The sequence below is a fragment of the Mesorhizobium sp. P3_B5 genome (assembly GCF_056402815.1).
In genome coordinates this window covers 213213-227406 of sequence record NZ_JBFUGR010000008.1, presented here as the reverse complement: position 1 = coordinate 227406, position 14194 = coordinate 213213, and the positions used below count along the sequence as shown (strand labels likewise).

Sequence of the window (14194 nt, the reverse complement as noted above, 5' to 3'; positions counted from 1 at the left end):
CAAGATAAATCAGCGCTCGAACGCATCCAGCATGCGGTACCAGGCGATCGTCGCGGCAACGCCGACCTGCCGGAAGGCGTGGAACGGGATCGGCCGGATCGGCGAGATCGGGAACGGCAACTGCCTGGCATCGCCACTGTGGAGGTAGCCCGCAAGGCGCGCGCCAAGCGCGGTCATCAGCCCAAGGCCACGACCCTGGCAGCCGACCACGGCCAGCAGGCCCGGCTCGGGCTCATGAATATGCGGCAGATGGTCCGGCGTCATCGCCACCCGGCCGAACCAGCGCTTCTCGATGGCGACATCGGCCAGTGCCGGATAGAGCCGCCGCAAGGCGCGCTCGAGATGCGCCCAGTCGGCCGGGCTGGTCGGCAGCGCCATGCGGCCGCGGCCGCCAAGCACCAGCCGGCCATCGGCGCTCTTGCGATAGTAGACGAGGATGCGGCGCGAATCCGACACCGCTTGCCCTTCCGGCAGAATGGTGGCCGCCAGATGGGACGACAGCGGCGCGGTGGCGATCTGGAACGAATGCAGCGGAACGATCGTCTGAGCCAAGCCTGGGATCAGACCGCCGGTATAGGCGTTGGTCGCCAGGACAACCGCCTTGGCCTGCAAGTCCGTGCCGTTTTCGGTCGAGATGCGCCAACCACCGGTATTCTTGCCAAGCCGCACCACCTTCTGGCGCTCGGCTATCTTCACGCCCGCCGTCGTGGCGGCCCGGGCCAGTTCCGAGGTATAGGCGAGCGGATCGATGACACCGGCGCGGCGGTCGAGCCAGCCGCCGAGATAGCCCTTTGCGCCGGTCTTAGCTGCGATCTCGCTCTGGCTCAAAAGCCGGACATCGGCGCCCCGCGCCCGCCATTGCCGGTCCCGGTTGGCGGCCGCCTTCAGCGCCGTCTCGGTATGCGTCGCCTGGATCCAGCCGTTGCGAACGAACGGCACCGCCAGTTTCTCGTCGCGGATCAAATCGAAGACGGCGTCCGCCGTCGAGGCTGCGAAGTTGACCAGCGCCTCACCGCGTTCGGGACCAAAATTCTGCAGCAGCCATTCCGGATCGTATTTGAGGCCAGGGATGACCTGGCCGCCATTCAGGCCGGACGCGCCCTGGCCGATGTCGCCGACGTCCAACACCTGCACGGACATGCCGAGACGGGCGGCATGCAAGGCCGTCGACAGGCCCTGAATGCCGCCGCCAACAATGACGACATCGGCAGTTTGGCCACCAGGCAAAAACGACTGGAATTGGGCTGCCGTTTGCGGCTTCTGCCAGATCGGATCGGAAAACGGCATGGACAAGGGATCACCTGGAATGCATGTCACGAAATGAAAATCCTAGTGACGATTTCATTATTTTGAAAGAGGGTATTCACCCCGGTGTCGACAGATTGCTGTGTATGGGCAGCCCGCGAAGCGAAATGTGGCTGAAAAACAGGGCGCGTCTGGATCGCCAGGACGGGTAGACCTTTGCCGGGAATTTGTTGAAAGTGCCGCCGCCGATCCGGCCGCCTTTCCATCAAGCAGAGGACTGCAAGCCATGACGAACCCGACGCAGCTGCCGACTGAGGGCCTTTTCGTCGGCCGCGCCAGGGCCAGCGATGCCTCGCATCCGCTGGTGGTCACGGTGCGCGACGGCACGGTCTTCGACATCACGTCAAGCGCGGCACCCACTGTACGCGACGTTTGCGAGCTGCCGGATCCAGCCGGCCATGTCCGCTCGGCCAAGGGCAGACCGGTCGGTTCGCTCGACGCGACCGCCGCCAACAGTTTTCAGGCCGTTCGCGATCCGAAAAGGCCGTATCTGCTTTCCCCGGTCGACCTACAGGCGGTCAAGGCGTCGGGCGTCACCTTCGTCGTCAGCCTGCTCGAACGCGTCATCGAGGAGCAGGCGCGCGGCTCGGCGGAGAAGGCAGATGCCATTCGGGCCGACATTGTCGGGCTGATCGGCCATGATCTGTCGAAGCTGAAACCCGGCTCGCCGGAAGCGATGGAGATCAAGGCCAAACTCATCGCGCGCGGCGCCTGGTCGCAATATCTGGAAGTCGGCATCGGCCCGGACGCCGAGATCTTCACCAAGTGCCAGCCGATGGCCTCGGTCGGCTTCGGCGCCGATGTCGGCCTGCATCCAGTTTCGACCTGGAACAATCCGGAGCCGGAAATCGCCATGATCGCCGCCAGCAGCGGCCGCATCGTCGGCGCCACGATCGGCAACGACGTCAATCTGCGCGATGTCGAAGGGCGCTCGGCACTATTGCTCGGCAAGGCCAAGGACAACAACGCCTCGGCCTCGCTCGGACCGTTCATCCGGCTGTTCGACGACAATTTCTCGATCGACGATGTGAAGCAGGCCATCGTGCGGCTGAAGGTCGAGGGCGAGGACGGGTTTTCGCTGGAGGGCGCGAGCTCGATGGCCGAGATCAGCCGCTCGCCGGAAGAACTGGTCGCCGCCGCCATGGGACCACATCACCAATATCCCGACGGGCTGGCGCTCTATCTCGGCACCATGTTCGTGCCGTCCAAGGATCGCGGCGAAAAGGGCAAGGGCTTTACCCACAAGGTCGGCGACATCGTCACCATCTCGTCGGAGAAATTCGGTGCGCTGGTCAACCGCGTGCTTCTGTCGCCCGACTGTCCTCACTGGACTTATGGCGCCAGCCATCTCATGCGCGACCTCGCCCGGGCCGACCTCATCTAGCGGCGGCGAAGAACCGGAGGCAATCAACACAATATTATGTTGTACCCCGGTGACTGCGGACGCAAATCACTCCAAGATCGCTGCGCGGTCGGGGGGCCGCTCATATGTCAGATACGCCGCTGGTCTTGGTACGCAACGTCGCCAAACGCTTTGGCGGCACCATCGTACTCGAAGACATGAGCCTTGCCGCCAGGCGCGGCACCATCCACGCCATTGTCGGGGAAAGCGGCGCCGGCAAATCGACCCTGGTCAAGCTCCTGGCCGGCATCTTGAGGCCGGGCAGCGGCACGATCGAGATAAACGGCCGGAAGGTGGCCCTCAACAGTCCGAATGCCGCGCGCAAGCACGGCATCGGCGTGGTGCTGCAGCAGTCGGCGCTTTTTCCCGACCGCCCCGTGCTCGCCAATCTCTTCGTCAACCGGGAGCCGCTGCGCAGCGGCCTTGTCTCGGGCCGCGAGATGGCGGCGCGCAGCTTCGACCTGCTTCGCCAGCTCGGCCTTTCCGTCGACGTCCGCGCTCCGCTCGGCGAACTCGATGCGGCCGAACGCCAACTGGTCAACATCGCCCGGGCGCTTCTGGAGAACCCGAGGCTGCTCCTGCTCGACGAGCCGACCGAAACGCTCGACCGGCACCAGAGCGAGCGGCTGTTTTCGGTGCTCAACGGGCTGAAGGCCAGGGGCATGACCATGCTCTTTGTGTCGAACCGGCTGGAGGAAGCACTTGGCCTCGCCGACGAACTGACGGTGATGCGCAACGGCCGCGACGTGCTGTCGAAGGCGCGGCAGGAGCTGACGGCATCCGAGGAAACCATGATCGGCCGATTGCGCCACGCGCTGTTCCCGGTGCCGTTGCGCTCATTGTCGACCATCGCCGGCACGCTGCGGCCGCAGCTTACAGTGACAGCCTTGAGCGGAGGCCGGCTTGCCGGTGCCGACTTCAGCGCCCGTGCCGGCGAGATCGTCGGCCTTGCCGGGCTCGCCGGCTCCGGCGTGTCGGATCTGCTTGCCATGCTGTTCGGGCAGCGCAAGGCGCGCAACGGCAAGGTGCGTTTTCCGGATGGCGATGGCCTGCCTAAGAACCGGACGGAAGCGGCGCGCCGCAGCATCTGCCTGATCTCGAACCAGGGCGGCGACGGCTTGATGCCCGACAGATCCATCGCCTTCAACCTCTCCAGCGTGGTTGTCGGCGCGCGCGACTGGGGGCGGCGCTGGTATTCGCCGGCGGCGGCAACCGAGCGCGCGGCGCGGCAGATCGAGGCACTGCGTGTCCGCAGCGGTCCCGATGAACTTGCCGGCAGGTTGTCGGCCGGCGGCCGGCAGAAGGTGGCCGTCGCCAGGTGGCTGGAGATCGGCCCGCAGGTGGTGCTGCTCGACGATCCCGCGCGCGGCATCGACATTTCCAGCAAGCAGGAGATCTACGGCTTGATCCGTCAGATGGCGGCGAGCGGCTGCATCGTGCTCATGCACTCGACCGAGATGTCCGAACTGGCTGGGCTTTGCGACCGCGTGCTTGCCTTCCATCGCGGCCGGCTTGCCGGCGAAGTGGCGGGCGCGGACATGGATGCGGGTGCGGTCCGCAGGCTGATCACCGGTGACGAGACAGCCGTCCCGGCCGAGCCGGCGGCGACAAGCCAGAGGGATGCGGCATGACCGAAACCGTCACCGCCCCGCGGCTGGCGGGGTCGCCCCTGCCCAAGCCAAGGCGGGGTTTTCGCCTGCCCACCGAGACCGGCGTCGTCCTTATGCTGGCCGTGCTCATCGGTTTGCTCGGCTGGCTGCACCGACCCTTCCTGGAGCCCGCCAGTCTCGTCGCGCTGCTGGAGCAGGCCGCCCTGCCCGGCCTGCTCGCCATCGGCATGGTGTTCGTGCTCGCCGTTCGCGGGATCGACCTGTCGGTGGCTGCCGTGTTCCACATCACGGCGCTGCTTGCCGCGCTGCTGATGAGCGCTGGCCTCGATCCCTGGCTGTCCGCGGTGGCCGGCGTCGCGCTCGGCGCCGGCATCGGCCTCGTCAACGGGCTGCTCGCGCTGGCACTGCGCGTCCCGGTCCTCATTGTCACGCTCGGCACCTGGTGGATGATCGACGGACTGTCGCTGGTGCTCGGCAAAGGACAGGCAATTGCCCCACCGGCGGGAGGCAGCAGCCTCTTTGCGACGCTCTCCGGCAAGGCCTTCGGGATCGTGCCGGCGACAGTCGTGATCTTTGTCCTGCTGGCGCTTGCGTTGCAGGTGGTGCTGCAGCGGACCCGCTTCGGCTACAGGGTACAGGCGACAGGGAGCAATCCGGAAGCCGCCGCCCATGCCGGCATCGCGACCGGCAAGGTCCGGCTGACGGCGCTGGCGCTGATGGGCGCAGTTGCGGGGCTCGCCGGCGTCGTCCATCTCGGTGCGCAGGGCTCGATTTCGCCCAATGATGGCAATGGCTTTGCGCTGCTGGCAATCGCCGCAGCGCTGCTTGGCGGCACGAGGCTGTCGGGCGGCCACGGCAGCGTCATCGGTGCCGCCATCGGCATGCTGGTCATCCAGGCGGTGCTGAGCGGGACCGCTCTGCTCGGCATCGATGCCATATGGACCAGTTTCGCCGTCGGCGCGCTGCTGGTGCTGGCGCTGGCGGTCGACCGGCTGGGCAGGGCATGGCGCGGCTGGCGCGCCGAGCGCCGGCAGAACGGCGCGCGCGGCTGAGGCCGGCCGCCGCCAACCTCACACAAATATCAGCCAAACTGATGCAATCTGATGGGCCCGCTGATGGCGCCTGCGATTGCGTTGACTTTCACTGATCGATGGAGGCTTGCCAACCGTCGAAAAAGGGAATGCTCTGCTGCGTTCCAGATCGGCGCTGGCAAGAGAATGCGATCAGGGCTTTGCCGTGATCAAACGTCGGATGCGGAGGTCATTTCAACATGGGAGGAAAGCAAATGCTGGCGAGGCTACGATTACTTGTGCTAGGCTTGATTGTGGCGCTGTCCATTCCGGCAGCGGCACAGGCCAAGACCTTCTACTGGATTTCGCATGGCGGCCCGGCTGACCCGGTGTGGACCTACTTCCTCGCCGGCGCCAAGCAATGGGCGAAGGACACCGGCAACACCGTCAACACCTCGTTCCACAATGGCGACGTGGCATCGCAGCAGGAAGCTGTTCGTGCCGCCATCTCCGCTAAGGCCGACGGCATCGTCACCACCAGCCCCGATCCGGGCAGCCTGGTCGAGATCGTCAAGGAAGCGCGGACGGCGAAAATCCCGATCATCAATTTCAACACGCCCGACCCGAAGGCGAACTTCAACGCCTATGTCGGCGGCGACAACGTCACTTTCGGCAAGCACTGGGCGCAATATCTGGTCGACAAGGGCCTGGTGAAGAAGGGCGATTTCGTCTGGATGCCGGTTGAAGTCCCGGGCGCCACTTATGGCGTTCAGGAAGAAGAAGGCATCAAGAGCGTCTTCGGCCCGCTCGGCATCACCTATGAAATCACCGAAGCCACGCTCGACCAGGCCGAAGTGATCAGCCGCATGGTCGATTACCTCACCGCCAACAAGGCCAAGGTCAAGGCGATCATCGGCCTCGGCGATCTGGTGACCGGCTCGATCAAGCGGGTCTTCGATCAGGTCGGCATCAAGCCGGGCGAGGTCCCGGTCGTCGGCTGGGGCAACTCGCTCGACACCACACAAGAAGTGCTGAACGGCTACGTCAATGCCGGGCAGTGGCAGGACCCGCAAGCGACCAGCTATGTGGCGCTGTCGCTCGCCGCCATGGCCGCCGGCGGCATTCCTCCGGGCTTCAATGTCATAACCGGCGCGCTCTACGAAAAGGACACCGCGCAGGTCTACGACGACATCCTGTCCGGCAAGTAAAATCCGAGACGCAACAGTCGCGACCGTATCCGCGGTCGCGGCTGTCTTGTCCATCCGCCGGGCTGCACACACAATGTGCAGGTCTCAGCCAATTCCCATCCTGTGTCGCGGGTCCCAATTGGAAAATCGTTCCCTCATCCAACGCCTGATCGCGAGGCCGGAATTCGGGCCTTTCGTGCTGCTGGTCATCGAGCTCGCCGTGTTCTGGGGGTTCAATCATGACTTCCTGTCGCCGCAGAACATCTCCAACATACTGGCCTTCACCGTTGAGCTCGGCCTGATTGCGCTGGCGATGACATTGCTGATGACATCGGGCGAATTCGACCTCTCGGTCGGATCGCTGTTCGGTTTCTCGCCGGTGCTGATGTGGACGCTGTTCAACAGCGGCGTCACCTCGCTGGAGGTCGGCTTCGTCGTTGCCTTGCTGGTCGCCGCCTTCATCGGGCTGGTCAATGGCTGGTTCGTGACGCAGCTCAAGATCCCGTCCTTCCTGGTAACGCTCGGCATGCTGCTGGTGGTGCGCGGCACCGCTTTGTTCGTCACCGACGGATTTCCGCAACGAACTTGGAGCGCCGAAGGCAGCTGGCTGGCCGAGGCGCTGGTCGGTGATTTCTTCATCGGCCCGTTCCGCATCTACATGTCGCTGTTCTGGTTCATCGCCGCGGCAATAGCGCTCGGCTATGTGCTGACGCAGAGCCGGACCGGCAACTGGATCCAGGCGGCGGGCGGCAACCCAGGTGCTGCGCGGGCGCGCGGCGTCAATGTCAGCGGCGTCAAGATCGGCCTGTTCGTGCTGTCGTCACTGATGGCCTCATTCGCCGGCGTCATCTCTTCGCTGCGCACCTCGGCGGCCAACCCCAACAGCGGCACCGGCTACGAGCTCGAAGTCATCGCCATGGTGGTGATCGGCGGCACGGCGCTGACCGGCGGACGCGGCACCATCATCGGCACCGTGCTCGGCATCCTGATCCTGCGCGTGATGCGCAACGGCATCGTGCTGATCGGCGTGCCCGGCCTTGCCTACAACATCTTCATCGGTGCCATCATCCTCGGCATGATGGCGCTTCATTCATGGCTGGAACGCCGGCATCAGGCAGGGACTTGAACCATGGCTGAACCGCTTATCCGCATGGAAAACATCCGCAAGTCCTACGGGCGCGTGCAGGCGCTCGAGGACGCCAATTTCCATGTCAACGAAAGGGAGATCGTCGGGCTGCTCGGCGACAATGGCGCCGGCAAGTCGACGCTGATCAAGGTTTTGTCGGGTGCGGTGCCACTGACCAGCGGCGACATCTTCATCCGCGGCAAGAAGGTGAACCTGCGCAGCACCAGCGACGCCATCGCCCATGGCATCGAGACGATCTATCAGGATTCGGCGTTGGTCACGCAATTGTCGATCGCCCGCAATCTGTTTCTCGGGCGCGAGCCGATCAAGCCGCCGCGTTTCCTCAACCGGATGGACCAGGAGGCGATGAACGTCGTTGCCCGTGACCTGCTCAAGCAGGTCGGCATCTCGAAAAGCATCCCGCCGACGACGCCGATCGGCTCGCTGTCGGGCGGCGAGCGGCAAGCGGTGGCGATCGCACGCGCCATGCATTTCGACAGCGACCTCATCATCCTCGACGAGCCGACCAACAATCTTGGCGTCGCCGAGACGCAAGGCGTGCTGAGCTTCGTGCGCAGCGCCCGTGATTCCGGTCATTCCTGCATCTTCATCGCCCACAACATCCATCACGTCTTTCAGGTGGTCGACCGCATCGTCGTCATGCGCCGGGGCAAGGTGGTCGCCGACGACATCGACCCGAAGAAGACCAATGTCGCCGAGGTCGAACGGATCATCACTGGCATGTCGGACAAGGAGATCCACGACGCCGTCGTCGAAGGCACGCAGCGGCCGGGCTGAGCAGTCATCCCGGCTGCTTACATCGTTGTCTGGCACGGGATCGCATCAGCTCTAACTCTTTGTTGAGCATGATCTTTGGGACAAAACGGTTCCCGTTTGTCCGAGTAAACCGGTTCCCACTTTTCGGGATCATGCTCTATGACTGTGACCATGAAAGCCACCGTTTCGGACATCGCCAGGAGCTGCGGCCTGTCGACGGCGACCGTCGACCGGGTGCTCAACAATCGTCCGGGCGCCAGCGCTGCCAACCGGCAACGGGTGATGGAGGCGGCCAAGCAGCTCGGCTATCTGCCTGTCGTCGACCAGGTGACGCTGCCGTCGCGGCCGGCGCATCTCGAATTCTTCCTGCCGATCGGCAGCAACGCCTTCATGATCGACCTGGCCAGCCACATCGAGGACTATGCGGCGCGCCTGCCGCTTGTCGCTTCCTGCCGCATCCACAATCTCGCCGGCATCTCGCCGGGCGCATTGCAGGCGGCCGTCGAAAACCTCTCGCTCAGGGCGAACGGCGTCGGCGTCATTGCTGTGGACCATCCGAGAACCCGCAACATACTGCGCGAGATCGTCGACGCCGGCATACGCCTCGTCACGCTGGTGTCCGACGTTCCAGCAGCACCGCGCTCGGCCTATGTCGGCATCGACAACCGGGTGGCCGGGCGCACCGCGGCATTGTTGATGGGGCGCTTCCTGGCGGGGCGTACCGGTCATCTGGCGATGGTCGTCGGCTCGCGCTCCTATCGCGGACACGAGGAGCGCGAAATGGGCTTTCGTTCGGTGCTGAACGAGGAATTCCCCAACCTGACCATCACCAGCGCGGTCGAGATCAACGACGAGCCGGAGGGCAGCTACACCGCGACGATGAAGGCGCTGCACAACGAGCCGGAACTGCTCGGCATCTATTGCGTCGGCGCCGGACGTTCGGGCGTGGCGAAAGCGCTGCGCGAAGCCAAGCCCCAGAAGAAGCCGGTGTTCATCTGCCACGATCTGACCAGGGAAACGCGCGGCTACCTCGTCGACGACCTGCTCGATGTCGTCATCGACCAGAATGCGCGGCTGATCGCCGAGCAATCGGTCATTCGCCTGCTCGGCTCAATCGCCTCATCGGCGCCCTATCTGACCAAGAAATTCATCGAGCCACGGCTGATCTTCAAGGAAAACGTGCCGGTGCAGTGAATTCGCGGCGAAGGCCGCTTTTTGCGGATTTGTACGACATATCGGGGCAGATGCCGCAAATCTGCACAGCTGCTATGCAACTTTTATGGTTGCCGAATCATTAAGCAGCCCGTAATTATATGGGTGTCGGCCATCTACTCCTCCCAGATGCGATGCCGACGCTGAATGCGGCGCACCTCCTCCCGCGTCTCATTCGAAATCGAGCCCGCTGCCACCTCCTCCCGGCAGCGGGCTTTTTTCGTTCTGGCCTGAAGTTTCAGCGGCAAGAGGGCGGGAAAGTCGGAACCTTTGGCGGCAACTATCTTGCCGCGGCGCCCCTAAAAGAGGCGATGAGCCCTTCCGCCATGCGCACGAACTGCGCGCTGGGGCCTTCGGCGCCGACGCTTTGCTGGCTGACGCGGGCGCCTTCAAGCAACAGCGACAATGTATCGGCGAGCAGTTCCGCCTGACCGATGCCGGCATCTCGGCACAGCGTCACAAGGCGATCGCGCTGGGCTTCCTTGAGCTCCTTGATCACGCGTCTGGCCGGATGGTCGGTCTCGCTCAACTCGACGGCGGCATTGGCCATGTCGCAACCGCGGCCATCGGCCCTGAGCATATCGGCGGCCTTGCTGACCCAGGCGTGCAGCTGCGCAAGCTTGTCGCCGGGGTGCTGAGCCTCAAATGCATCCCACATCGCGCCGGCCTTGCACGCGGTGGCGCGCAGGCATTCGATGATCAGATCGTCCTTGGATTCGAAATGACGGTACAACGTCATCTTGTTGGTGCCGGCGGCTTCGGTGATGGCGTCGACGCCGACGCCTTTGATGCCATGCTTGTGAAACATGTCTTGCGCCGTCTCCAGGATTCGATCCCGGGGGCGCACGCGTTCCGAAGTGCCGTCTGCCATCGAAGTCTCCTTGTCTCCCTAAAAATCCGGTGCGCCTCTTGACTAGGGTGTTACCGGTCTGTAACGTCACGAATGTTACTTACTGGTAACACCCATATTGCCTCCCGTCAACGACAGTATCGCCGCAGGGCCCTGCCGAGACGAAATAGGGCAGGAAAACTGCAAGTCATGCGGCTTCGGCCGGTGAGAACGACAAAAAACGGTTCGCGATCATCCGATGCGAATCGCCAGCCAAGGAGCCGCTCCCAATGTTGCAGCGCAAGGATCTGACGATCGATGAAGCCATCCGGGATCCGATGATCCGGCTGGTGATGAAGGCGGACCGTGTCGACCCGCAGTCGTTCGAAGCGATGCTGCGGTCCCTGGCCGATGAGCAGGGCCTGAGCCGCAAGGCGCCGTCGGGTTTTCTGGCGGACCCGGGTTCGGGGCGCAGCCGGCGACTGTCCAAGGTTGCCAGAGCGTTTGGTGAAGCGAAGGCATTTGGCGAGGCGTGCGTCTCATGGTGAACTTCTTCATCCACCGTCCGATCTTCGCCTCGGCGATCGCCATCATCATGGTGCTCGCCGGGACGATTTGCTATTTCCTGCTGCCGGTCTCGCAGTTTCCCGACATCACCCCGCCCCAGGTCGTGGTCAGCGCCCATTATCCCGGCGCCAGTGCGCAAGTCGTCGCCGACACCGTCACGACGCCGCTCGAGCAGCAGATCAACGGCGTCCAGGGCATGACCTACATGTCGTCGTCCAGCTCCAATGACGGCTCGTCGACGATCACCATCACCTTCGACGTCGGCTACTCTCTGAGCACCGCCGCCGTCGACGTCCAGAACCGGGTGTCGCAGGCGGCGTCCTCGCTGCCGGCGATCGTCAACCAGGGCGGCGTGACGATCAAGAAGCAGAACCCGAACTTCGTGCTGATCGTCGACCTGACCTCGCCGGACGGCTCCGTCGATCCGGTGGCGCTAAGCAACCTCGCCTATCTGCAGGTGGTCGATCCGCTGAAGCGCCTGCCCGGCGTCGGCGACGTGCAGATCTTCGGCGAGCGGCGCTATTCGATGCGCATCTGGCTCGACCCCGACAAGCTCGCCAATCTCGGCATCACCGCCGTCGATGTGCAGAACGCCATCGCCGAGCAGAACGTCCAGGTGGCGGCCGGCAAGATCGGCCAATCGCCGGCGCCGGCCGGCACCGCCTTCGAGATGCAGGTCAATGCGGTCGGCCGGTTGAGCGACCCGAAGGAATTCGGCGACATCATCGTGCGCGCCAATGCGGCTTCCGGCTCGCTGGTGCGGCTGCGCGACGTCGCCCGCATCGAACTCGGCGCGCTGCAATATTCGTCGTCGGCCTTCTTCGGCAAGGACCCGACGGTGGTGCTCGCCGTCTATCAGATGCCGGGGTCCAACGCGCTCGATCTGCAGCAGCGCGTCAAGGACAAGATGCAGGAACTGTCGGGCCGTTTCCCCAAGGGCGTCAGCTACGCCATGCATTACGACACGACGCGCTTCGTCTCGGCCTCGATGCATGACGTGCTGATCACGCTCGGCGAGGCGCTGATCCTGGTGGTCGCGGTGGTGTTCATCTTCCTGCAAAGCTGGCGCACCACGATCATCCCGACCATTGCCATTCCGGTGTCGCTGATCGCGACGCTGGTGGTGATGGAGATGCTCGGCTTCTCGCTCAACATGCTCAGCCTGCTCGGCATGGTGCTGGCCATCGGCCTCGTCGTCGACGACGCCATCGTCGTGGTCGAAAACGTCGAACGACAACTCGAGGCCGGCCTCAAGCCGCTGGCCGCGACAAAGGCGGCGATGGCCGAAGTCACCGGCCCGATCATCGCCACCACCGCCGTGCTGATGGCCGTGTTCGTGCCGGTCGCCTTCATTCCCGGCGTTTCCGGGCGCCTCTACAATCAGTTTGCTTTGACGGTGGCGATTTCTGTCGGCATCTCGGCCTTCAACTCGCTGACGCTCAGCCCGGCGCTCAGCGCCGCCTTCCTGCGCCATCGCGGCGAGACACAGTTCGCCCCGTTCCGCTGGTTCAACACGGGCTTCGACAGGCTGTCGCATGCCTATGCGCATGGCGTACGCATCCTCATCCGTCTGCGCTGGATCATGCTCGGCCTGTTCGCGGCCGGACTGGTCGCCACCTATTTCGTCTGGCAGCGCCTGCCTTCGACTTTCCTTCCGGTCGAGGACCAGGGCTATTTCTTCGTCGTCATCCAACTGCCCGATGGTGCCGCACTGGAGCGCACAGACGCGGTGGCCAAGAAGGCGCGCGACATCCTGCAGAACACACCCGGCGTCGATATCGTCGGCTCGATCTCAGGCCTGAACTTCCTGACCAGCGCCGCGCAGTCGAACTCGGCGGTCGAGTTCGCCATCCTCAAGCCATGGGATGAACGCGGACCGGACCAGAGCGCCTCGAAGCTCGTCGCCGAGGTGCGCAACAAGCTGCTGCAGATACCGGAAGCCTTTGCGCTGAGCTTCGATCCACCGTCGATCCCCGGCATCGGCACCACCGGCGGCTTCGAATTCCAGGTCGAGGACCTGACCGGTCGCGGCGCCATTGCGCTCAACGATGCGACGCAGGCTGTGCTTGCCGAAGCGCGCAAGCAGCCCGAGCTCAACCCGCAACAGCTGTTCTCGTCGTTCTCGACCTCGACGCCGCAGTTCAACTACGAGCTCGACCGCAACAAGGCCAAGCTGCTCGGCCTCAACCTGCCGGATGTGTTCAACACGCTGCAAATCTATCTCGGCTCGCTCTATGTCAACGACTTCAACCTGTTCGGCCGCACCTTCCGGGTGACGATGCAGGCCGACAAGGATGCGCGCGCCGGTGCGGCCGACATTTCGCGGCTCTACGTGCGCAATGCATCGGGCGGCATGGTGCCGCTGAGCACGCTTGGCAAACTGGTGCCGATCGTCGGCCCGGAGACCGTCCCGCATTACAACAACAATGCATCGGCGCTGATCAACGGCGGGGCCGCACCGGGCTTCTCCTCGGGCCAGGCGGTGGCGGCCATGGAACGCGCAGCGGCGACGGCCCTGCCGAGGGATTTCGGTTATGAGTGGACCGGCATCACCTATCAGGAGCTCAAGGCGGGTTCGATCGCGTCGGTCGTCTTCGGGCTGGCCATCGTCTTCGTCTTCCTGATCCTCGCCGCGCAGTATGAGAGCTGGGCGATGCCGTTCATGGTGCTGCTGGCGGTGCCGCTGGCGCTGTTCGGCGCCTTCGCCGTGCTGTGGGTACGTGGCATGCAGATCGACGTCTATTCGCAGATCGGCTTCGTCATGCTGATCGGGCTGGCGGCCAAGAACGCCATCCTGATCGTCGAGTTTGCCCGACGCCGGCGCGAGGAGGGCCTGAGCATCGTCGATGCTGCGATGGAAGCGGCACGCTTGCGGCTGCGGCCGATCTTGATGACCGCGTTTGCGTTCATCCTCGGTGTGCTGCCGCTGATGTTTGCCACCGGTGCAGGCGCCGCGAGCCGTCAATCGATCGGCACCACCGTCTTTGGCGGCATGGTCGCAGCGACCATCCTGTCGCTGGTGTTCGTGCCGGTCTTCTACGCGGTGATCGAACAGCTGCGCGAGCGCCGCAGCGACGGTGAAGCCGCCGTTTCGGAACCAACTGAACCAACTGCCGAACCCGTCTACGCGCCCCTGGCGCAAGCGGCCGAATAGGATTGGAGACTGATC

The 14194-nt window shown here is 64.2% G+C and carries 11 protein-coding genes; 9 read left to right on the top strand and 2 right to left on the bottom strand.

From position 1 onward, the window contains the following. Positions 1-9: 9 nt before the first annotated feature. Complete coding sequence (locus tag AC1DVW_RS21145; protein ID WP_477325620.1) at positions 10-1287, bottom strand: NAD(P)/FAD-dependent oxidoreductase; 1278 nt, start codon at positions 1285-1287, stop codon at positions 10-12. A gap of 244 nt (positions 1288-1531) precedes the next feature. On the opposite strand from AC1DVW_RS21145, the gene AC1DVW_RS21140 reads away from it, so the two are divergent. The 7 genes from AC1DVW_RS21140 (at position 1532) to AC1DVW_RS21110 (ending at position 9611) form a co-directional block, all read left to right on the top strand. Then, entirely contained in the window at positions 1532-2689 is a 1158-nt protein-coding gene (locus tag AC1DVW_RS21140) for a fumarylacetoacetate hydrolase family protein (protein WP_477325618.1), read from the top strand. Between the two features lie 104 nt (positions 2690-2793). Further along, on the top strand, positions 2794-4338 hold the full coding sequence (locus tag AC1DVW_RS21135) for a sugar ABC transporter ATP-binding protein (protein ID WP_477325616.1): 1545 nt from the start codon (positions 2794-2796) through the stop codon (positions 4336-4338). Further along, positions 4335-5369 (top strand): ABC transporter permease, encoded by a 1035-nt coding sequence (locus tag AC1DVW_RS21130; protein WP_477325614.1) that lies wholly within the window; start codon positions 4335-4337, stop codon positions 5367-5369. Before AC1DVW_RS21135 ends, AC1DVW_RS21130 begins: the two co-directional genes overlap by 4 nt. A gap of 233 nt (positions 5370-5602) precedes the next feature. Continuing rightward, a complete protein-coding gene (locus AC1DVW_RS21125; protein ID WP_477325612.1) occupies positions 5603-6535 on the top strand; it encodes a substrate-binding domain-containing protein in 933 nt (310 codons plus the stop codon). A gap of 118 nt (positions 6536-6653) precedes the next feature. Then, on the top strand, positions 6654-7640 hold the full coding sequence (locus AC1DVW_RS21120; protein ID WP_477325610.1) for an ABC transporter permease: 987 nt from the start codon (positions 6654-6656) through the stop codon (positions 7638-7640). Between the two features lie 3 nt (positions 7641-7643). Beyond that, the gene (locus AC1DVW_RS21115) at positions 7644-8438 is read left to right on the top strand and encodes an ATP-binding cassette domain-containing protein (RefSeq protein WP_477325608.1); all 795 of its coding nucleotides are present in this window, start codon (positions 7644-7646) and stop codon (positions 8436-8438) included. 150 nt (positions 8439-8588) lie between these two features. Then, positions 8589-9611: a LacI family DNA-binding transcriptional regulator gene (locus tag AC1DVW_RS21110; protein WP_477244008.1), complete on the top strand. Its 1023-nt coding sequence runs from the start codon at positions 8589-8591 to the stop codon at positions 9609-9611. A gap of 298 nt (positions 9612-9909) precedes the next feature. Here the strand turns inward: AC1DVW_RS21110 and AC1DVW_RS21105 are convergent, their stop codons facing one another. Continuing rightward, positions 9910-10500 (bottom strand): TetR/AcrR family transcriptional regulator, encoded by a 591-nt coding sequence (locus AC1DVW_RS21105; RefSeq protein WP_477325606.1) that lies wholly within the window; start codon positions 10498-10500, stop codon positions 9910-9912. A 248-nt stretch (positions 10501-10748) separates the two neighbouring features. Between AC1DVW_RS21105 and AC1DVW_RS21100 the strand changes: the two genes are divergently transcribed. Further along, positions 10749-11006, top strand: coding sequence for a hypothetical protein (locus tag AC1DVW_RS21100; protein WP_477325605.1), 258 nt, complete (start codon positions 10749-10751; stop codon positions 11004-11006). Next, positions 11000-14179: an efflux RND transporter permease subunit gene (locus AC1DVW_RS21095; protein ID WP_477325603.1), complete on the top strand. Its 3180-nt coding sequence runs from the start codon at positions 11000-11002 to the stop codon at positions 14177-14179. The genes AC1DVW_RS21100 and AC1DVW_RS21095 overlap by 7 nt, the downstream gene beginning before the upstream one ends. Positions 14180-14194 lie beyond the last annotated feature (15 nt).

What these genes read in the sequence shown, in the direction of transcription:
- AC1DVW_RS21110 (WP_477244008.1), top strand. Translation starts at nt 8,589, where the DNA reads ATGAAAGCCACCGTTTCGGACATCGCCAGGAGCTGCGGCCTGTCGACG.
- AC1DVW_RS21130 (WP_477325614.1), top strand. Translation starts at nt 4,335, where the DNA reads ATGACCGAAACCGTCACCGCCCCGCGGCTGGCGGGGTCGCCCCTGCCC.
- AC1DVW_RS21105 (WP_477325606.1), bottom strand. Translation starts at nt 10,500, where the DNA reads ATGGCAGACGGCACTTCGGAACGCGTGCGCCCCCGGGATCGAATCCTG.
- AC1DVW_RS21115 (WP_477325608.1), top strand. Translation starts at nt 7,644, where the DNA reads ATGGCTGAACCGCTTATCCGCATGGAAAACATCCGCAAGTCCTACGGG.
- AC1DVW_RS21100 (WP_477325605.1), top strand. Translation starts at nt 10,749, where the DNA reads ATGTTGCAGCGCAAGGATCTGACGATCGATGAAGCCATCCGGGATCCG.
- AC1DVW_RS21145 (WP_477325620.1), bottom strand. Translation starts at nt 1,287, where the DNA reads ATGCCGTTTTCCGATCCGATCTGGCAGAAGCCGCAAACGGCAGCCCAA.
- AC1DVW_RS21125 (WP_477325612.1), top strand. Translation starts at nt 5,603, where the DNA reads ATGCTGGCGAGGCTACGATTACTTGTGCTAGGCTTGATTGTGGCGCTG.
- AC1DVW_RS21140 (WP_477325618.1), top strand. Translation starts at nt 1,532, where the DNA reads ATGACGAACCCGACGCAGCTGCCGACTGAGGGCCTTTTCGTCGGCCGC.
- AC1DVW_RS21135 (WP_477325616.1), top strand. Translation starts at nt 2,794, where the DNA reads ATGTCAGATACGCCGCTGGTCTTGGTACGCAACGTCGCCAAACGCTTT.
- AC1DVW_RS21095 (WP_477325603.1), top strand. Translation starts at nt 11,000, where the DNA reads ATGGTGAACTTCTTCATCCACCGTCCGATCTTCGCCTCGGCGATCGCC.